Source organism: Mycobacterium alsense (assembly GCF_002086635.1).
GTDB lineage: Bacteria > Actinomycetota > Actinomycetes > Mycobacteriales > Mycobacteriaceae > Mycobacterium > Mycobacterium alsense.
This window is the reverse complement of the sequence record NZ_MVHD01000016.1, coordinates 75,176-94,409: the sequence shown is the minus strand read 5'-3', so window position 1 is coordinate 94,409 and position 19,234 is coordinate 75,176. Positions and strand designations below refer to the sequence as shown.

20 protein-coding genes are annotated in these 19,234 nt (G+C 70.7%); 11 read left to right on the top strand and 9 right to left on the bottom strand.

Going from position 1 to position 19,234, the window contains the following annotated elements; genetic code table 11:
• Together BST11_RS12095 and BST11_RS27605 are read right to left on the bottom strand one after the other, a co-directional pair.
• On the bottom strand, positions 1 to 352 hold a 352-nt coding region (locus BST11_RS12095), incomplete at its 3' end, for a PPE family protein (RefSeq protein ID WP_142276312.1).
• Positions 353 to 486: 134 nt separating this feature from the next.
• Entirely contained in the window at positions 487 to 2,112 is a 1,626-nt protein-coding gene (locus tag BST11_RS27605; RefSeq protein WP_083138201.1) for a PecA family PE domain-processing aspartic protease, read from the bottom strand.
• Between the two features lie 219 nt (positions 2,113 to 2,331).
• Here BST11_RS27605 and BST11_RS12085 point away from each other — a divergent pair, with 219 nt between their 5' ends.
• From BST11_RS12085 to BST11_RS12055, 7 genes are all read left to right on the top strand, one after another.
• Positions 2,332 to 3,003: a cutinase family protein gene (locus tag BST11_RS12085; protein WP_067321525.1), complete on the top strand. Its 672-nt coding sequence runs from the start codon at positions 2,332 to 2,334 to the stop codon at positions 3,001 to 3,003.
• Entirely contained in the window at positions 3,000 to 3,650 is a 651-nt protein-coding gene (locus tag BST11_RS12080) for a DUF1345 domain-containing protein (RefSeq protein WP_083138200.1), read from the top strand. Before BST11_RS12085 ends, BST11_RS12080 begins: the two co-directional genes overlap by 4 nt.
• Before the next feature lie 21 nt (positions 3,651 to 3,671).
• A complete protein-coding gene (locus BST11_RS12075) occupies positions 3,672 to 4,220 on the top strand; it encodes a thioredoxin family protein (protein ID WP_083138199.1) in 549 nt (182 codons plus the stop codon).
• A 128-nt stretch (positions 4,221 to 4,348) separates the two neighbouring features.
• On the top strand, positions 4,349 to 4,852 hold the full coding sequence (locus BST11_RS12070) for an SRPBCC family protein (RefSeq protein WP_083138198.1): 504 nt from the start codon (positions 4,349 to 4,351) through the stop codon (positions 4,850 to 4,852).
• An 11-nt stretch (positions 4,853 to 4,863) separates the two neighbouring features.
• Positions 4,864 to 6,060 (top strand): zinc-dependent alcohol dehydrogenase, encoded by a 1,197-nt coding sequence (locus BST11_RS12065; protein ID WP_083138197.1) that lies wholly within the window; start codon positions 4,864 to 4,866, stop codon positions 6,058 to 6,060.
• Positions 6,057 to 6,305 carry a DUF6480 family protein gene (locus BST11_RS12060; RefSeq protein WP_083138196.1) on the top strand — a complete coding sequence of 83 codons (249 nt, stop codon included), beginning with the start codon at positions 6,057 to 6,059 and terminating at the stop codon, positions 6,303 to 6,305. Before BST11_RS12065 ends, BST11_RS12060 begins: the two co-directional genes overlap by 4 nt.
• A gap of 1 nt (position 6,306) precedes the next feature.
• Positions 6,307 to 6,558 carry a hypothetical protein gene (locus BST11_RS12055; RefSeq protein ID WP_083138195.1) on the top strand — a complete coding sequence of 84 codons (252 nt, stop codon included), beginning with the start codon at positions 6,307 to 6,309 and terminating at the stop codon, positions 6,556 to 6,558.
• 19 nt (positions 6,559 to 6,577) lie between these two features.
• On the opposite strand, the gene BST11_RS12050 is transcribed toward BST11_RS12055, so the two are convergent.
• From BST11_RS12050 to BST11_RS12040, 3 genes are all read right to left on the bottom strand, one after another.
• Positions 6,578 to 7,390 carry an MOSC domain-containing protein gene (locus tag BST11_RS12050; protein WP_083138209.1) on the bottom strand — a complete coding sequence of 271 codons (813 nt, stop codon included), beginning with the start codon at positions 7,388 to 7,390 and terminating at the stop codon, positions 6,578 to 6,580.
• A gap of 54 nt (positions 7,391 to 7,444) precedes the next feature.
• Positions 7,445 to 7,768 (bottom strand): DUF732 domain-containing protein, encoded by a 324-nt coding sequence (locus BST11_RS12045; RefSeq protein ID WP_244897622.1) that lies wholly within the window; start codon positions 7,766 to 7,768, stop codon positions 7,445 to 7,447.
• A gap of 337 nt (positions 7,769 to 8,105) precedes the next feature.
• Complete coding sequence (locus BST11_RS12040) at positions 8,106 to 9,449, bottom strand: PPE family protein, SVP subgroup (protein WP_083138193.1); 1,344 nt, start codon at positions 9,447 to 9,449, stop codon at positions 8,106 to 8,108.
• Positions 9,450 to 9,715: 266 nt separating this feature from the next.
• Here BST11_RS12040 and BST11_RS12035 point away from each other — a divergent pair, with 266 nt between their 5' ends.
• The gene (locus BST11_RS12035; protein WP_276034103.1) at positions 9,716 to 10,708 is read left to right on the top strand and encodes a class I SAM-dependent methyltransferase; all 993 of its coding nucleotides are present in this window, start codon (positions 9,716 to 9,718) and stop codon (positions 10,706 to 10,708) included.
• Between the two features lie 22 nt (positions 10,709 to 10,730).
• Here BST11_RS12035 and BST11_RS12030 read toward each other — a convergent pair whose 3' ends face one another.
• Positions 10,731 to 12,236 carry an FAD-dependent oxidoreductase gene (locus tag BST11_RS12030; protein WP_083138191.1) on the bottom strand — a complete coding sequence of 502 codons (1,506 nt, stop codon included), beginning with the start codon at positions 12,234 to 12,236 and terminating at the stop codon, positions 10,731 to 10,733.
• Between the two features lie 48 nt (positions 12,237 to 12,284).
• Positions 12,285 to 13,010 (bottom strand): hypothetical protein, encoded by a 726-nt coding sequence (locus BST11_RS12025; RefSeq protein ID WP_083138190.1) that lies wholly within the window; start codon positions 13,008 to 13,010, stop codon positions 12,285 to 12,287.
• Between the two features lie 62 nt (positions 13,011 to 13,072).
• Between BST11_RS12025 and BST11_RS12020 the strand changes: the two genes are divergently transcribed.
• Genes BST11_RS12020 through katG form a run of 3 tightly spaced genes read left to right on the top strand, consistent with a single transcriptional unit; the run spans position 13,073 to position 17,074 of the window.
• The gene (locus BST11_RS12020) at positions 13,073 to 14,299 is read left to right on the top strand and encodes a L,D-transpeptidase (protein ID WP_083138189.1); all 1,227 of its coding nucleotides are present in this window, start codon (positions 13,073 to 13,075) and stop codon (positions 14,297 to 14,299) included.
• Positions 14,300 to 14,353: 54 nt separating this feature from the next.
• A complete protein-coding gene (locus BST11_RS12015) occupies positions 14,354 to 14,791 on the top strand; it encodes a Fur family transcriptional regulator (RefSeq protein WP_083138188.1) in 438 nt (145 codons plus the stop codon).
• Positions 14,792 to 14,836: 45 nt separating this feature from the next.
• Entirely contained in the window at positions 14,837 to 17,074 is a 2,238-nt protein-coding gene (gene katG / locus BST11_RS12010) for a catalase/peroxidase HPI (protein WP_083138187.1), read from the top strand.
• Positions 17,075 to 17,173: 99 nt separating this feature from the next.
• Here katG and BST11_RS12005 read toward each other — a convergent pair whose 3' ends face one another.
• Together BST11_RS12005 and BST11_RS12000 are read right to left on the bottom strand one after the other, a co-directional pair.
• Positions 17,174 to 17,866: a DUF1906 domain-containing protein gene (locus tag BST11_RS12005; protein ID WP_244897625.1), complete on the bottom strand. Its 693-nt coding sequence runs from the start codon at positions 17,864 to 17,866 to the stop codon at positions 17,174 to 17,176.
• A gap of 103 nt (positions 17,867 to 17,969) precedes the next feature.
• Entirely contained in the window at positions 17,970 to 18,962 is a 993-nt protein-coding gene (locus BST11_RS12000) for a hypothetical protein (protein ID WP_083138185.1), read from the bottom strand.
• Positions 18,963 to 19,234 lie beyond the last annotated feature (272 nt).

Genomic DNA, 19,234 nt, shown 5'->3' with positions numbered 1-19,234 from the left:
CGAACTCGTTGCGGTTGGCCGTGACCAGCGCGGGATGCACGGTGGCGGCGACGGTCGATTCGAACGCGCCGGCCACCACCCGGGCCTGCGCCGCCGCCGCCTGCGCCTGCGCCGCCGCCTGGGCCAGGTACCCCGCGTAGCGGGCCGCGTTCTGCGCCATCGCCGCCGACGCGGGCCCCTGCCAGGCCTGGCCGGCCAGCCCCGACGTGACCGAGGAGAACGACTGCGCCGCGGTGGCCAGCTCGGTGCCCAGCCCGTCCCACGAGGCGGCGGCGGCCAGCATCGACGCCGGGCCGGGACCGGAGTACAGCAACGACGAAAGGATCTCCGGTGGTGACGTCAGAAAGCTCATCGCCGGCTCGTCCTTTCGCTCCGCTGCCACCACCCCGCCGTTGGGAACGGGACCCACGCCACGTCGACGTGGGGCAGACAGACTTTAGGAAATTGCGAACCGAAAATCCGGGATTTCGCCGAAGCTCAGATCTACTACGAATAAATCTTTGCTTCGCCGGTGCCGTAGTTGATGAGCACCGGATGGTTCTGGAAGAGCCGGTTGCCGGTGTTCATCTGCCCGCTCGAGATCGGCACCGGGGAGTAGTCCTGGCCGTAAGTAAACGAATAGAGCAGAGTGTCACCGGCAGACACCTTGATGACATCCCCCGGTTGCGCGTTCAGGCCCGCCGGGAGGGTGCCCTGCACGCCACCGGAGTCGACGATTGACGGCACGGTGATGGGGGTGGCGGTGGGGCTATCGCCGACCGTGACGTTCAGGTTGGTAATCGGCATCGCGGGAAGCGGAGCTAGCTGGGTCAAACCGGTTCCGAGCTGCATGGGGTCACCGAACTGCAGAACGTGGCCGGGCTGGTTGATGAGCAGGCCCTGGTTGAACGGCCCCGGCAGCGCCTGCAGCGGGATGCTGGGGCCCGGGCCGGTGGCGTTCGGCCCCACGCCCAGGACGCCGGCCGCGCCGTCGGACGCGAAGAACGACTGGAACGTGAACCCGTTGTTCACCAGCGTCGACAGGTTCGTCGGGAACGCGAAGAGCTCGACGTTGACGGGCGTGTTCGCGGTGACGAGCCCGCCGCCGAAGTTCACCGGCGCGTTGTAGGTGGCGTAGACGTAGTCCAGCCCGCCGCTGTAGCCGCTGATGCCCAGGCCGAGGGGCAACCCGAGCCGCAGCAGGCCCGTCAAACCCCCCACCTCGGTGAAGGGGATGACCAGCCCCGCCGATCCGGTGTCGACCAGCAGCGGCACCGGGGCGCCGGCGCCGACGGAGGCGTTCACCAGCGGCTCGGTGCCGCCGTAGACCGACAGCGGGACGGAGCCGGTGGCGGACGGCCCGGTGCCGGAGATCGAGCCGCCGAGGGACACCGGCGGCGTCGTGGGGATCAGCTGAAAGCCGAACAGCACCTCGGTGGGCGCGTTGATCACGTTGATGGCGTAGTGCTCGACGGTCCCCAGCAGGCCCGTCAGGGGGTCGGCGGCCGCCGGGGCCACGGCACTCAGCGCCGCGCTCACCGGGTTGGCCGCCGCTGTGGAGGCCGCTGTGGAGGCCGCTGTGGAGGTCACCGCGGCCGCCTGGCCCGGCAGGCCCTGCAGCGCCTCCGACCAGGTGGACAGCTGCGCGGCCGCGGCCGAGGCCCCGCCGTGGTAGCCGATCATCGCGGCGACGTCGGCGGCCCACATCTGCTCGTAGGTGGATTCGGCGGCGGCGATCGCGGGCGCGTTCTGGCCGAACAGGTTGGACAGGACCAGCTGCACGAACTCGTTGCGGTTGGCCGTGACCAGCGCGGGATGCACGGTGGCGGCGACGGTCGATTCGAACGCGCCGGCCACCGCCTGGGCCTGCGCGGCCGCCGCCTGCGCCCGCGTGGCGGCGGCGGACAAAACCCCCGTGTACTGCGCCGCGGCCGTGGCCATGGCCGTCGACGCCGCGCCCTGCCACGCCTCGGCGGCCAATCCCGAGGTGATCGAGGAGAACCCCTGCGCGGCGGAACCCAACTCGGTGGCCAGCCCGTCCCAGGACGCCGCGGCGGCCAGCATCGGCGCCGAGCCCGGGCCCGTATACAGCAACGACGAAATGATCTCCGGCGGCGACGTCAGAAAGCTCATCCCCCGGGCGTCCTTTCCCCTCAACCGCAAGACCGGTACGCCAAACTCTAGGAAAATCCGGCCCGGATATCTCGGAATTCACCAAAGCGGTTCCCCGCCAACAACGTTCGGGCGGGTCGGCCGCGCCCGGCACCGCCGGGCGGGTCCCCTTACATCGACCGCCGGTGGCGGCAACGGGCTGCCGCCGGGCGGTGGCCGGCGGTGTGTCAACATTTGGCAATGAACCCACGCAGGCTTGCCCGCATCGTTGGTATCCCGGCCGTGACGGCGTGGGCGGCGCTGAGCGCGCCCGTGCTGACCCCCGCCGCGTCCGCCGCACCGTGCGCCGACGTCGCCGTGGTGTACGCGCGCGGCACCCACCAGGAGCCCGGGCTCGCCGACGTCGGCCAGGCCTTCGTCGACTCCCTCACCGCCCAGGCCGGCGGGCGGTCCGTCGACGCCTACGCGGTGAACTACCCGGCCAACGACGACTACCACAACAGCGCGACGGCCGGCTCCAACGACGCCAGCGCGCACATCCAGGACGTCGTCGCCAACTGCCCGAAGTCCAAGATCGTGCTCGGCGGATACTCCCAGGGCTCGACCGTGATCGACCTGGCCAGCCAGACGCTTTCGGCCCCCGCGGCCGACCGCGTCGCCGCCGTGGCCCTGTTCGGCGAGCCCTCCAGCGGGTTTTCCAGCATGCTGTGGGGCGGCCAGCCGCTGCCGACCATCAGCCCGCTGCTCGCCGGCAAGACCATCAGCCTGTGCGCCCCGGACGACCCGATCTGCTCCTCGGGCGGCAACATCATGGCCCACGTCTCCTACATCCAGTCCGGGATGACGGATCAGGCCGCGACGTTCGTGGCCAACCACCTGGGTCCGGCGTCGCCCAACACGCAGACCGGGTGAAATCCGTCGGTGCGTTGACCCGCGACACCGTCGCGGTCCGCATCCTGATCGCCCTCGTGCTCGGCGTCGTCGTGGCCGTCGCGGTGGGCAACACGGCCGGCTGGCGGTTCGCCCTGGTCGGCTGGATCGCGACCGCCGGTCTGTATGTCGTGTGGACGCGGCTGCTGCTGGGCGGAATGGATGCCGACCGGACCCGCGAATACGTGACCCGCGAAGACCCCACCCGGTGGGTCGCCGACTCGGTCATCGTATGGGCCAGCGTCGCGAGCCTGGCCGGGGTCGGCTACGTGGTGGCCGCCGGGACGCGCAGCGGCGCCCAGGCCCTGGCCGCCGCCCTCGTCGGCGTCGCGACCGTCGTGGCGTCCTGGTTCGCCGTGCACACGCTGTTCACCGTGCACTACGCGCGCCTGTACTACTCCGGCGAACCGGGCGGGATCAACTTCCACGACCCCGAGCCGCCGTGCTTCCGGGACTTCGCGTACGTGGCCTTCACCGTCGGCATGACCTTCCAGGTCTCCGACACCGAGGTCGGGCTGGCGTCGATCAGGGCCACGGTGCTGCGGCACGCCATGCTGTCCTACCTTCTCGGCGCGGTCGTCCTGGCGGTCACCGTCAATCTCATCGCGGGCCTGGGTTCCAAGCTGTAGCGCCGAGTTAGGCTGGCGGGCATGGCCATCGAGTCCACCATGCTCGCCCTCGGCACCCCCGCCCCGTCGTTCTCGCTGCCCGAGCCGGCCACCGGCGCCACGGTCAGCCTCGACGACCTCACCGGGCCCGCGCTCGTCGTCACCTTCATCTGCAACCACTGCCCGTACGTCAAGCACGTCGCCGCCGGACTCGCCGCGCTGGGCCGCGACCTCGCGGAGAAGGGCGTCGCGATGGTCGGCATCTCGAGCAACGACGTCGTCACCTACCCGCAGGACGGGCCCGACCAGATGGTCACCGAGGCCCGCGCCCACGGCTGGACGTTCCCCTACCTCTACGACGAGACCCAGGACGTCGCCCGCGCCTTCTCCGCGGCCTGCACGCCCGACACGTTCGTCTTCGACGGCGAGCGCCGCCTCGTCTACCGCGGCCAGCTCGACGACTCCCGCCCGAACAACGGCAAACCGGTGACGGCCGCCGACGTCCGGGCCGCCGTCGGCGCCGTGCTGGCCGGGCGGCCGGTCGACCCCGACCAGCGGCCGTCGATCGGGTGCGGGATCAAGTGGCGCTGAGCCGCGCCCACACCGGCGGGACGCGCTAGCCCTGTTGCGGGGCCGTATTTCGGCGGTCGCCGTTTGGCCGCCGTGTGCGCGGGTATCGCAAGGCCCCAACGAACAAATCCCAACGGGAGGGGGCCGGCGTGAGCTATCTGGGCTTGGCCAAAGGCGCCAGGGACCAAGCGGTGGGCGTGGTGAAGAAGATCCTCGAAGCCCAGCCGCGCCGGGTGGCCGGGCAGACCGTCACCATCGCATGCCCGCCCGAGCGGATCGAGCGGTTCTGGCGCGACCCCCAGCAGCTGTCGACGGTTCTCGGCGACATCGCCGACGTCGACACCGGCGGGCCGGATCGCTACCGGTGGCGCCTGCACACCGACCCCGAGGCGGTCTGGGAATCCCAACTGGTCGCGGAACCCGGCGGGGTCCGCTTCGTCGGCACCGGCGACAAGAACGAGATCGCGGTCAGCTACCGGCCCGCCCCGCGCGGCCTGGGCACCGAGGTGACCCTGCGGGTCGCCAGCCCGGTCCCGGGCCTGCTGTCGGGGGCGGCCGCGTTCAAGCTGCTGTACCGGCTGCGCGCGCTCATGCAGACCGGCGAGGTGCCGACCATCCGGAGCAACCCCAGCGCGCGGGCGTCGGCGCGGTAAGGGGGACGGCAATGCGGGCACTGTGCTGGAACGGCGTCAACGACCTCTCGGTGGAGACGGTCGACGACCCGAAGATCCTCAACCCCCACGACGCCATCGTCGAGGTCCGCCTCACCACCACCTGCGGGTCGGACCTGCATTTCATCGACGGCTACCTGCCCGGGATGCGCGAAGGCGACGTCTTCGGCCACGAGTTCATGGGCGAGGTGGTGGAAACCGGCCCCGAGGTGCGCGACACCAAGGTGGGCGACCGGGTGGTGGTGCCGTCGTTCATCGCCTGCGACCGGTGTTGGTTCTGCGAGCACGAGATGTATTCCTGCTGCGACACCACCAACCCCAATGCCGAACTGCAGCAGCCGCTGCTGGGCTACCCCTCGGGCGGAATCTACGGCTACACACACCCATTCGGCGGCTACGCGGGCTCGCACGCCGAATACGTCCGGGTCCCGTTCGCCGACACGAACTGCTTCGCGATCCCCGCCGGCATCACCGACGAACAAGCGCTGTTTGTGTCCGACGCGGCGCCCACCGGGTTCATGGGCGCCGACTTCTGCGACATCGCCGGCGGGGACACGGTCGCGGTGTGGGGCGCCGGCGGAGTCGGGTTGATGGCGGCGCGCAGCGCCCTGCTGCTCGGCGCCGAGCGGGCGATCGTCATCGACCGCTTCCCCGAGCGGCTTGCCTTGGCACGCAACGGGTTCGGGTTGGAGACGATCGATTACACCGCGGTGGACAGCGTGCACGAGACGCTGCGGGAGATGACCGGTGGCCGCGGGCCGGACGGCTGCATCGACGCGGTCGGCATGGAGGGCCACGGGACAGGGCTGCAGCAGGTTTACGACCGGGTCAAGCAGTTGCTGCGGATGGAGACCGACCGCGCCAATGCGCTGCGCCAGGCGATTTTGGCCTGCCGCAAGGGCGGAGTGGTGGCGGTGCTCGGCGTCTACGGGCTGACCGACAAGTTCCCGACGGGCGTGCTGACCAACAAGGGCCTGACCCTGAAGACGGCCCAGCAACACGGCCAGCGCTACGTCAAGCGCCTGTTCGACTACGTCGAGCAGGGCGACCTGGATCCCGCCAAGTTGATCACCCACGACCTTCCGCTGGCGGACGGCGTGCGCGCCTACGACCTGTTCAAGAACAAGAAGGACAACTGCGTCCGCGTGGCAATGCGCCCGGGCGGAAAACGAAAGGGCCGGCGAGAATGACCGCGCAACCCCCGGATCCCGATCCCGGGCAAACCCCCGGCCTCGAACGGGGCGGGGGCGTCACCCCGGGGACCACCCCGCCGGCCGCCCCTCAGACGTCGGGTGTGGCCCAGCGTCGGCCGCCCAACGCCCGCCGGATGACGCCCGGCGCCGTCCTCACGGTCGTCGGCGTCTGCATTTTCGCTGCGCTGTTCCTCGCGGTGGCGGTGCTGCTCGTCATGAAGATCGTCGGGGCGGGAGGCTGACATGACGGTCGGCCCCGACGACGTCAAGCGACTGCTCGCCTGCCAGGACGACGATGCCGCGCTGGTCGCGATCGAGGGGCGCGTCGAGGTCGTCACTCCGGCGAAACTGGACTCGGCGGAATATCGCGGGGCCCTACAGGTCGCGACCCGCGGGGAAGTGGTGCAGCGCGCGGGCGGCGAAAAGCTGTCGGATCGTGAAATCGCCGAGCAGGCCGAGGATCTCGACACCGCGGTGCGCAACCTGGGGGCCTGACCGCGGCCGCCGCCGCGGCTCACGGCCCGACGGTGACCGGGTCGCCGACCCGGACGACGCCCGCCGCCAGCACCGCGAGGTACACCCCGGCGCACGGCTGCTTGCCGTGACCGCCCGTGTCCCAACGGTTTTCGGCCGCGGGCGTGCGAAGGGCCTGCGGCGCGCGCGGCAGCGGACCGTGCTCGAGCGTGGGCACCACGCACCGTGACGTCTCCGTCAGGGGGCGCAGCCGCACCTCCCCGACGAGGAGTTCCCTACCGACCCAATCCTTTTCGCCATAGGGCGGCTCGCCCGGCGGCGTCGCGATCACCAGGTTCGGCCGGTAGCGCAGCGCCTCCACGCCGATGTGCTCGAGGGTGGCCGTGGTGATCGCGTGCAGCGGTGCCTCGTCGGTGAACGAGTCGCCCGGGGTCGCCTGCGCGATCTTCACGATCCGGCCACCGACCTCGGCGGCCGCGGCGTCCAGCCCCAGCTCGAGCAGCTTCTCCGGATCCGGGCGCTCCAGCGTCGCGCCGTCCGGTCGCTGCCTGACCAGCCGCACCGGCCGCCCCACCAGCCGCGACAGCACGTCGTCGACGCCGGGGTCGTCGGCGGTGACGGTGGTGCCGTCGGGCAGCCCGATGCGCACCGGCCCCGCGCCCGCGTGGGCCGTGCACTGGAGGAGCCCGCGCCACAGCCGCGCCTGCTTGGCGCTGGCCACGTGCCCGGTCTCGGTGTCGACGAGCGCCAGTCGCCGGTCCCCCTCGGCGCCGCCCTCGTCGACGAACAGGCTCTCCACGGCTTCGCCGAGCATCGACTTCACCGGGTAGCGGCGCAGACTGTCCACCCGCATCACGAGATCAGTATGCGGAGTGTGTGGGCGTTCGCGCGATGCCCGCCCGGTCGATTAACCCGGGCAGTACACGGACTCCGCCGCGCTCACCATCCCGGCGACGTCGGCGAACGAGTAGCCCTTCGAGCTCAGGGTGGAGTGGATGTCCGAGGCGATCGCGTCGGGCGTACTGCCGGCCATGCGGTCGGCGCAGATCTGGTGACCGATCGCGACCATGTCGGACTCCCCGCCCGACGCCCAGGTGAACCCGAGGCCGTGCAGCTTCGCGATGTAGGAGTCGTCGCTGCTGTCGGCCATGGCGACCGCGGTGCCGGTGGTCAGGGCAGCGCCGACCATTACGGGGATGGCCAGTTTCGTTAGCAAGCGCGGTGCAAACATTTCGTGCCCCTTCTTTTCTGTAGGCGTCTGGGGTGCCGTCAGTATATGGCCGTTTCGGGCGAGGTGAATATTAAAAATATAGAAACCCGTGGCGCGGATTAGCGCGCGTAAAACCGGTCAGCTCGCCGTGCCGCGATCGTGTCCTCGCCGGTGTGCCGCGCGCCCGTGAACGGGGAGATCGAGGACGCCCATCCACGCAGGCGCCGCAAAGATGCGGGCTCGAATTTCGTGCAAACGGCGGCACTTTCGGGCCCGCGAGTTCCGGCGTCTTCAAATGCAAATGCGCCATTTACGATCGAAGGGCAACTATTGCCCTGAGAGACAATTCGTTATGGGCTTAATGTGCCAATAGACGTTTTTTCTGCGCGTTGAATTCCTCGTCGGTGAGGATTCCCGCGTCGCGCAGGGAGGCCAGCTCGCGCAGCTCGGCGGCGATGCTCGTCAGCGGGCCGCCGGGCGGGGCCTCTTCGGGCGCGTCCTTGCCCTCGGCGGTCTTCTTCGTGCCGGTGGGCGCCCCGATCCGCTCCTTGCGGCCCGGTCCGCCGCCGGCGCCGCCGGTGCCGGCCAGCGCGCGCCCGGCCATGCCGGCCAGCGCCATCTGGCTGAACAGGCTTCCGGCGCTGCCGGCCGACGCCTCGGCGGCGGCGGTGCCCGCCGCCGGCAACGCGACCGCCAGGGGCCGTATCATCGTCGTCTCGGCCGTCCAGGACGGCGGAACCGACAGCGCCCCAACGGGTCTCGCCTCGCCCAGGCCGGCAGTGACGGCCGATCCACCCGCCAGGTTCGTGATGACGGGGAACGGCGTGGGCGGCTGCGGCCCGACTCCCGGAAACGGCTGCATGCCCGCCCAGCCGCTGACGATGTCGTCGGTGTGGAAACCGGTCAGCGCGCCGACCACGTCGTACGGAAGGGCGATCGTGCTGGTGACCAACCCCGCCGAACCGATCTCGGGGTCGAGCAAGAGTCCGCTCAGGCTGCCCAGCACGTCGATCAGGTCCACCGGCACCGATTGGGCCGGGGTCGCCGCGAGGCTGGACAGGGCGGCGGGCACCGCCGACATCGCCTGCGGGACGCTCGACACCGTGCTCTGCGCGCTTCCCGCGGAGGTGCCGGTCGCCTGCGCCACCGCGGCGGCCTGGGTGGCCGGCCCGGCGGCGTTGGTGTTTCGCGGTGGCGGCGAGAACGGCGTCAGCGCCGTCGCCAGCGCCGAGGCGCCCGCGTAGGCGTACATGGCGGCGGCGTCCTGGGCCCACATCTCGGCGTACTGCGCCTCGGTGGCCGCGATCGCCGGGGTGTTCTGCCCGAAGATGTTCGTCGCCACCAGGGCCACCAGCTCGGCGCGGTTGGCCGCGATCACCGGGGGCGGCACGGTGGCGGCGAACGCCACGTCGTAGGCCGCGGCGGCGGCTTTGGCCTGGTTGGCGGCCTGTTCGGACTGCGCGGCCGAGATCCTCGTCCACGCCACGAACGGGGCGGCCGCGGCGGCCATCAACTCCGACGCCGGGCCGAGCCAGGGCCCGACCGTCAGCGCCGCGAGCTCCGATTGGTAGGCGCTCGCCGCGGCGTGCAGCGAGGCCGCCAGCCCGTCCCAGGCCGTCGCGGCGGCCAGCATGGGGCCCGACCCGGGCCCGAAATACATGCGCGCGGAATTGATCTCCGGTGGCAACGCCGCGAAGTCCATGTCGTTTCCCTCCGATCGGGTCAAACACCGCCGGGGCGTTGGCGGCTTCGGTGACGACGTACTGGACGGCGCAGTCGGGACCGAGCCGGCAAACAATCGCACTTCCCCTAGTAGTACATGCCCGGCGGGTAACGATAGCCAATTCCGCGGCCAACTTGGGCCTCGGTGCCGGGCGCGGCCGGTATGCGACCGGGAAGCGGGTCGTGTAGAAGAGTCTGGTGGGCGAGCCACCCGAATCGTTCGACCCGTCGAAGCTGCGCGACGCGATGGCCAGCCGGTTGTATCGCCGATCGGTCGCCGAGGGCAAAATCACGCTGCCGGCCGTGCCGGGCCTGATCGACGAGTACGTCCACCTGTGCGGCAACCTGTGCGCGACCCTGGGCGTGGTCCACACGCCCGAGCAAACGGCACAGCTCAGGCGGGCGCTGGAAGCCGAGCTGGCGAAGGCCTACCAGGCGTCGCAGCGCTCGGACATCGTCATCTCGTTTCAGGCGCCCTTCGGAACCGGCCTGAACTACCGCGTCGACGCCGCCTGGCGCAGCGTCGAGGCCGACTACGACAACTGGGTGGCCACCCGGCCCGCCCCGTTGTTCGGCAGCGAACCGGACGCGCGGGTGCTGGCGCTGGCGTCCGAGGCGGCCGACCCGGCGGCGTGCCGGGTGCTGGACGTCGGCGCGGGAACCGGGCGCAACGCGCTGGCCCTGGCCCGGCGCGGGCACCCGGTGGACGCGGTCGAGATCGCGCCGAAGTTCGCCGACGTCATGCGGGCGGAGGCGGACAGCGAAGCGCTGGGCGTGCGCGTCATCCAGAGCGACGTCTTCACGGCCATGGAGGGCGTCCACGACGAGTACCAGCTGATGGTGCTCGCCGAGGTGGTGCCCGACTTCCGCACGGCGCGCGAGCTGCGCGGCCTGTTCGAGCTCGCCGCCGACTGCCTGGCCCCCGGCGGGCGCCTGGTGTTCAACACCTTCCTGCCGCGGCCGGGCTACGTCCCGGACGACGCCGCGCGGCAGCTCGGGCAGCAGTGCAACACCATGATCTTCACCCGCGAGGAGGTGACCGGGGCCGCGGCGGGCCTGCCCCTCGCGCCGGTGGCCGACGACTCCGCCTACGACTACGAGAAGGCCCACCTGCCCCCCGGCGCCTGGCCGCCGACCGGCTGGTTCGAGGGCTGGGCAAGCGGCCTCGACGTTTTCGACGTCACCCGCGAGGAGTCGCCGATCGAGCTGCGCTGGCTGGTCTACCGGAAGGCGGGCTGACCCGTGTGCGCTTGCGGTGGGCCTAGGCGGTCAGGTCGCGGGTGGCCGGGCCCTCCAGCAGGGTGCCGTCCGGGGCGAACCGCGACCCGTGCAGCGGGCATTCCCACGCCTGGTCGGCGTCGTTCCAGTTCACGATCCCGCCCAGGTGCGTGCACACCGGCGAGACGCGGTGCTCGGTGCCGTCCACCCGGCAACGGGCTTCGAGATGCCACGGCGGCCCGCTCACCACGCCGCCCTCGCCGTTGACGGGGCTGCGGCGCCCGGTGCGGATCGCCGGGGTGATCCAGCCCTTGGTCAGGTTGAAGCCGACCTCGAGGTTGGCCTGCATCGCCGTCAGCAGGCCCGTGAGCTCGTGGGGGCTCCAGCTGGCGAACGCGCGCGACCAGTCCATCCGGCCGCCCAGGATCCGGCTCGACAGCAACAGCGCCGCCGCCACCCCGTTGGTCATGCCCCATTTGTTGAAACCCGTTGCGACAAAGATGCTTTCGCTGTTGGGCAGGATGGGGCCGACGTACGGCAGATGGTCGATGGGCGTGTAGTCCTGCGCCGACCAGAAGTGGGTCTGCACGGCCCCCGGGAAGTGCTTGCGCGTCCACGACGAGAGCTCCTCCAGCGATTGCGAGGGACTCTTCTCGCGGCCCACTGTGTGACCGGCCCCGCCCACGATGAGCCGCTCGCCGTCGGCGACCGGCGCGTAGCGCACCGAGCGCGTCGGCGAGTCGGTGGAGATCATCATCGGCCGGGTGATGTCGCCGGGGACCTTGAAGGCCAGGCAGTAGGACCGGCTCGGCTTCACCCGCGCGAAATAGCCGCCGCGATCCAGGATCGGGATCCCGGTGGCCAGCACCAGCCGCCCGGCCGTCAGCTCGACGTCGCGTCGCGCGGCGTCGTTGACGTGCACGCGGACGCCGTTGCCGCGCCACGACACCCGTCGCACCCGGGTCTGCTCGACCAGCCGGCCGCCGCGCTCGAGCAGCTCGGCGGCCAACGAGTCCAGGAATGGCATGGGGTCGAACTGAACCTGGTCGGGCAGCCGCACGCCGCCGTGGTACGGGAACGGCACGTCCGCATCGTCGTCCCACACGGCGGGCAGGCCGGCCGCCTGGCACGCCTTCAGCTCCGCGCGCGCGGACGGCACGCCCCTGGCGGACTGCGCGTAGGTGTAGGCGTCCTCGCGCTGCACCGCGATGCCGTTGGACTCGCAGTGCTGCACGATCCATTCCTGGCCCTCGCGATTGCCGTCGACGTAGGCGCGGGCCAGGTCCCTGCCGTGCCGGGGCACGACCTTGGACAGCTGGCTGCCCTGGAGCAGGCTGATCTTGGCGGTGGTGTTCCCGGTGGCGCACGCGCCCACGGTGCGCGCCTCGAGCACCAACACGTCCTTGCCGGCGCGGGCCAGCAGGACCGCGGTCGTCAGCCCGGTGATCCCGGCGCCGACGACGATGACGTCGGCCGAACGGGGGCCGTCGTCAAGCCGGCTTGCGGTCCAAGGCTGTTCGGCTCGCTCGTCGAACCATAAAGAAGTCACGGCGGTGCTGATACCCCCGCAGCGAGGACGGAAACCTCGCCGGCGCCCTCACACCCGCCTGAGCTGCTGCTTCGCCTGCTTGACCGTCTCCGCCGCGGCACGGCCGGCGCGCTTCGCCCTATCGAGGTTGTCGTCGGCCCTGCGGTATTCGCGCTCGGCTCGGCGCACGGCGTCGTCGGCCTTGGCCTTGGCCCGCTCGGCGTCGGCCAGGACCTTCTTGGCCGCCTCCAGCGTCTCCCGGTGCCGCTCCGCGGCCCTGTCCCGCGCGGGCGGCTTTGAGCGCGCCCCGGACCGGCCTTTCGCCGGTGCCGCTTCGCCGAAACCGAAGCCCGACCACTGCTCCGGCTTGGCCAGGCGGCCGAGCCGTTTCGCGACGCCGGGGTCGGCGACGGCGGCCTGCAGCGTGCCGGTCACGTCCTCGCGCACCGACGCCGACGGCCGCTTCACCTCGGCCGCGTCGAACGCGGCCCGGGTGAGATTGGCGATGAGCCGGTGCTGCTCGGCGGACAGCTCGCGGATGCGCTCGCCGTCCATCTCGGCGTGCGCGGCGCGCAGCCGCTCGCCCAGGTCGGTCAGGCGCTTCGGGGCGTCGTGGTGGCGCAGCGCGAGCCGGTTGACCACCCAGGCCGCCGTCGTGGGTTTGCGCGTGGCGGAGATCCGCTTGGCCGCCGCGGCGTCGCCGCGCTCCTTGGCCGCGGCGGCCAATTCGGCGCGCCGCGCGGTGAACGCGTCGGGCCGCGCCCAGTAGAGACTGTCGAGTTCGTCGTCGGCCATGCCCCCATCATGGACTCGCGCCACGTTTCCCGGCACCCGCCGCGGGCTACTCGGTGCCCACCATGACAATCATTCGGTCGCGCCGGACCCCGTCGGCGGTTTTCATCGTCCTGAGCCTGGTCCTGAGCCTCGCGGTCGCCGCGTGCCACCACCCGGGGGCCGCTTCGAAAGCGCCTGAGGCGGCGCGGATAACCATCACCCCCTCCCCGGACGCGCGCGACGTCGACCCCGTCGCACCGGTCATGGTGAAGGCCGACGCCGGAACGCTGACCGACGTCCGCATGGCCAACGAGAGCGGCAAACCCGTCGAGGGCGTCATGACGCCGGACAACACCGTCTGGAAGACCACCGTCCCGCTGGGCTACGGGCGCACCTACACGCTGACGGTCACCAGCCGCGGGCCCAATGGCGTTGCGGCCACGCAGGTTTCGTCGTTCTCGACGCTGCGGCCGTCCAACCAGACCAAGGTGTCGTTCACCACCACCGCCGAGGCGGCGCTGCGCGAGGGCGGCACCTACGGCGTCGGCACGGTGGTCGTCGCCCACTTCGACGAGCAGATCCCCGACCGGGCCGCCGCCGAGCGGCGGCTGAACGTGACCACCGATCCGCCGGTGCCGGGCTCCTGGTTCTGGGTCGACGGCCAAAACGCCCACTGGCGCCCGGAGCGCTACTACTCCCCCGGGACGAGCGTGACCGCCGAGGCCAAGATCTACGGAATCGCCTTGGGGGAAGGACTTTTCGGCCAGGACGACACCCGGGTGTCGTTCCGCATCGGCGACGCGCACGTGTCGATCGCCGACGACGCCACCCACCAGGTGAGCGTCTTCGACAACGGCAAGCTGGTCCGCACCATGCCCACCTCGATGGGGATGGGCGGCACCGAGGACGTGGGCGGCCGCACGATCTCGCTGTGGACCCCGCCGGGCGTCTACACGGTGCTCGACAAGGGCAACCCGGTGGTGATGGACTCCTCGACGTTCGGGCTGCCGAAGAACTCGCGCCTGGGCTACCGCGAGACCATCAACTACGCGACCAAGATCAGCAGCGACGGCATCTATCTGCACCAGCTCGACGCGACGGTGTGGGCCCAGGGCCACCAGGACACCTCGCACGGGTGCCTGAACCTCAACGCCGACAACGCAAAATGGTTCTACGACTTCTCGGTGCCGGGCGACGTGGTCGAGGTACGCAACAGCGGCGGGCCGCCGTTGACGGTGGCGCAGAACGGGGACTGGACGCTGAGCTGGGATCAATGGCGCCACGGCAGCGCCCTGCAGCCGGCCCCGTGAAACGCCTCCAGGAAAGTCTTGACTGATTCCAAATAACGGAGTCATATTGGCAGAGTGTCCCCATCGTCGAGTTACGCGGACCGGCTGCGAGAGGCCGACCTGCGCGTGACCCGGCCCCGCGTCGCCGTCCTGGAGGCCGTGCACGCCAACCCCCACGCCGACACCGAGACGATCTTCACGGCGGTGCGTGGCGGGCTGCCCGACGTTTCGCGCCAGGCCGTGTACGACGTGCTGAACGCGCTGACCGCCGTCGGCCTGGTTCGGCGCATCCAGCCGCTGGGCATGGTCGCCCGCTACGAGTCCCGGGTCGGCGACAACCACCACCACGTGGTGTGCCGGTCCTGCGGGATCATCGCCGACGTCGACTGCGCGGTCGGCGAGGCGCCGTGCCTGACCCCGTCCGACGACAACGACGCACTGGATGGCTTCGTCCTCCACGAGGCCGAAGTCATCTACTGGGGCATGTGCCCCGACTGCACCGCCGAGCCCTGATCACCCCCGTGATCGCCGCATCACCCACCACCGGAAAGGAACGCTGTGTCATCCGATATCTCCCAGAGCCGCCCACCCCACGAAGGCAAGACGGCTAGCACCAGCGAAAGCGAAAACCCGGCGATCCCCTCCCCCAAGCCGAAATCGCATGCGCCGCTGACCAACCGGGACTGGTGGCCCGACCAGATCGACATCTCGACGCTGCACCCGAACAACCCCCAGGCGAGCCCGTACGGGGAGGACTTCAACTACGCCGAGGAGTTCGCCAAGCTCGACGTCGAGGCGCTCAAGCGCGACATGTTCTCGCTGATGACCACCTCGCAGGACTGGTGGCCCGCCGACTACGGCCACTACGGCGGCCTGTTCATCCGCATGAGCTGGCACGCCGCGGGCACCTACCGCATCTTCGACGGCCGCGGCGGCGGCGGGCAGGGCCTGCAGCGCTTCGCCCCGCTCAACAGCTGGCCGGACAACGCGAGCCTGGACAAGGCCCGCCGGCTGCTGTGGCCGGTCAAGAAGAAGTACGGCAACAAGATCTCCTGGGCCGACCTGATCATCTTCGCCGGCAACTGCGCCCTGGAGTCGATGGGGTTCAAGACGTTCGGCTTCGGCTTCGGCCGCGAAGACGTCTGGGCGCCCGAAGAGATCCTGTGGGGCGAGGAGGACGAATGGTTGGGCACCGACAAGCGCTACTCCGGTGAGCGCGACCTCGCCCAGCCCTACGGTGCGACCACCATGGGCCTGATCTACGTCAACCCCGAGGGCCCCGAGGGCAAGCCCGACCCGATCGCCGCGGCGATCGACATCCGCGAGACGTTCGGCCGGATGGCGATGAACGACGAGGAGACGGCCGCCCTCATCGTCGGGGGTCACAGCTTCGGCAAGACCCACGGCGCCGGCGACGCCGACCTGGTGGGTCCCGAGCCCGAGGCCGCCCCGATCGAGCAGCAGGGGCTGGGCTGGAAGAGCTCCTATGGCACCGGCAAGGGGAAGGACGCCATCACCAGCGGCATCGAGGTGGTCTGGACGCCCACACCGACCAAGTGGGACAACAGCTTCCTGGAGACGCTGTACGGCTACGAGTGGGAGCTGACCAAGAGCCCGGCCGGCGCCTGGCAGTACACCGCGAAGGACGGCGCCGGGGCGGGCACCATCCCCGACCCGTTCGGGGGCCCGGGTCGCTCGCCGACCATGTTGGTCACCGACATCGCGTTGCGCGAGTCGCCGATCTACCGCGACATCACGCGGCGCTGGCTGGACCACCCCGAAGAGCTGGCCGACGCCTTCGCCAAGTCGTGGTACAAGCTGCTGCACCGCGACATGGGGCCCATCAGCCGCTACCTCGGCCCGTGGGTCGGCGAACCGCAGCTGTGGCAGGACCCGGTCCCGCCCGTCGACCACGAGCTGGTCGACGAGAAGGACGTCGCCGCGCTGAAGGGCAAGGTGCTCGAGTCGGGGCTGTCCGTCCCGCAGTTGGTCAAGACGGCGTGGTCGGCGGCGTCCAGCTACCGGCGCACCGACAAGCGCGGTGGGGCCAACGGGGCGCGGCTGCGTCTTGAGCCGCAGCGCAGCTGGGAGGTCAACGAACCCTCCGAGCTGGACAAGGTGCTGCCCGCGCTGGAGAAGATCCAGCAGGACTTCAACGCCTCGGCCTCCGGCGGCAAGAAGATCTCGCTGGCCGACCTGATCGTGCTGGCCGGTTCGGCGGCGGTCGAGAAGGCGGCCAAGGACGCCGGCTACGAGATCTCGGTGCACTTCGCGCCGGGGCGCACCGACGCCACGCAGGAGAACACCGACGTGGAGTCGTTCGCGGTGCTCGAACCGCGGGCCGACGGGTTCCGCAACTACATCCGCGCCGGCGAGAAGGCGCCGCTCGAGCAGCTGCTGCAGGAGCGGGCCTACCTGCTGGGGGTGTCGGGCCCGGAGATGACGGTGCTCGTGGGCGGTCTGCGCGCCCTCGGCGCCAACCACGGCGGCAGCAAGCACGGCGTGTTCACCGACAAGCCGGGCACGTTGACCAACGACTTCTTCGTCAACCTGCTCGACATGGGCACCGAGTGGAAGGCGTCGGAGGCGGCCGAGAACGTCTACGAGGGCTTCGACCGTTCGTCGGGCCAGCGCAAGTGGACGGCCACCGCCAACGACCTGGTCTTCGGGTCCAACTCGGTGCTGCGCGCGCTCGCCGAGGTCTACGCCCAGGACGACAACGCCGGCAAGTTCGTCGAGGACTTCGTCGCGGCGTGGGTCAAGGTGATGAACGCCGACCGGTTCGACCTGAAGTGACGCTCGGATAGCACAGGCGACGCCCCGCGGGCCCTCGGCGCGCGGGGCGTCGTCAGCCCGTCGGCCGCCGAGGTTTATGTCTCGAGGTACGACGAGGCCTCAGCGGGCGAGGTCCCACTGCCCGTAGTCGGGCGCCAGGACGTCGTCGACGTCCACGTTGATCCCGCCGAGCAGCGGGCCCGGGTTCGACGGGCTGTTGACGACGGCCTGGTAGAGCACCGCCGCGGGTTCGCGCTCGCCGTTGGACCACGACCTGGTCTGCCACGCCCAGCGGTGCCCCGGCGTGCTCGAGTTCCCGATGACGCCGTCGCGGATCGCCCACCCGCAGGCCTTGGCATGCCCGTAGATGCCGGTGCGGGCCACGCCCAGCACCGAGTTGATCCCGCGAAACCATTGCACGGCAGGGTCATTCCACGTGTTGAGGTCGATGTTGTCGTCGACGCTGAAGAAGATGGGCGCCGAGTCCGGGCCGCCGGCCGCGGAGTGCAGGCGCATCGCGGTGTGGGCGTCGGCGACGCCGCCGTCGAAGCCGCGGGTGTAGTCCGACGGGTCGGGCCAGCCGGGCTTGCCGTACTGGAAGTTGCTGACGATCTGCAGGCCCGCCGCGCGCAGCGAATCGGCGTACGCACGGGTGAGGGGCTTGGCCTCGAAGTTCGCGCCCGGCCGCGACTCCGACACGTAGTTCACCACGCCGCCGTAGCCCGCCGCCTTGATCTCCTCCGGCGCGATCCGCTTCTCGGCGAAGTCGATCAGCTTCAGATCGGCGGCCGCCGCGTTCGGCCCGCCGGCCATGGCGGCCCCCAGGCCGAGGACGGCCGGGGCATACCTGAGGACGTCGCGCCTGGAGAGTCCGCGCACCGCGCGATGGTAACAAAGCCGGCGGCGCGCACGGTTGTCAACGACCGCGGGCCAGTTTGAAGCGCTGCATCATCAGGTCCAGCAGCTCCGGGGTCAGCATGCCCCCCGCGTACTCGACCCAACACCAGCTGCGGGCCGGCTCGTTGCCGGACGAATCGCCCGTCAGCCGCCCGAAGAAGTGCAACGGGCTGCCGCTGGTGTCGAAGGCGAACGAATACGAATCGTCGGCGATCGACGCGTCCAGGGCGACCAGTTTCCCGTCGCCGTCGAAGCCCGGCGTCGCGACGATGTCGTCGTGCACGGTGGTGACGCCGTCCTTGATCCGGTAGCCGGGCCCGAACGCGACGCCGTCGCGGCCCTGCCAAAAGCTGCCGCCGCCCAGGGTTCCGTCGCCGTACTCGTGCAGCCAGGACACCCACATGCCCTGCAGGTGGCGCGCGATCGGCAGTTCGGTGTAGGCCATCCCCGGCGGGCCGTAGGCGAAATCCTGGTGCGCGTACCCCGATACCTCGACGCCGGCGACGACGCCCGTCGCATGCATCAGCTCGTGGCGGTAGTACACCTCGTGGTCGACGCCGTCCTGCGCCGGCACGTGGGTGACGACGACGTCGCTGACCGGCCGGCCGTGGATCTGCCACCGGTCGCCCGCGTCGTACCAGTGAAAGCCGTCCGCGTCGCGTTCGATGCGGCCGCTGGAGTAGATCGTCTGCAGCCGGTCGCCGCCGTCGACGTACTCCATCGGCTCGAACCAGTCGATCGAGGAGTACTCGTCGAACAGGTGGGGCGAGTCGGGATCGAGGCCCTTGCGCAGCGCCCGGAACCCGCAGATCGGCGAGACGACGTGCGTCATCCCGACCAGGAAGTCGTCGGTTCCGCGCAGCCCCCAGTAGTCCTGGCCCGACGCGTCCGAGACGACCGCCCCCAGCCAGATGCCGGCCAAACCCGCGCCGTCGCGCGGCACCCATCCGCGCCGGTAGTGATCCAGCGACGGCGCCTCGCGGGTCACCTCGAAGTCGACTCGTTGCGGCACCCGATCAACATACCGTCGGCGCTCCTGGTTGCCGACTCCCCGGATCCGACGCGGCGCGCATGTCGTCGGCCGAGGTGCTGGATCGGCTCCCGCGGGCGCTGACCACGAAGCCTGCCCGCCGGCCAGTGAAGTCCGCGCGACGGCGCCCCTGCGTTGCGTCATTTAGGTCGGCGAACTATAGTCTGGACACATGTCCAGTTTGCTGTCACGGGGTTCGGGAGTCCGTTGATCGCGACCGAACAGGGGGCGGCCGTCCGCGCTCATTCTCCGGC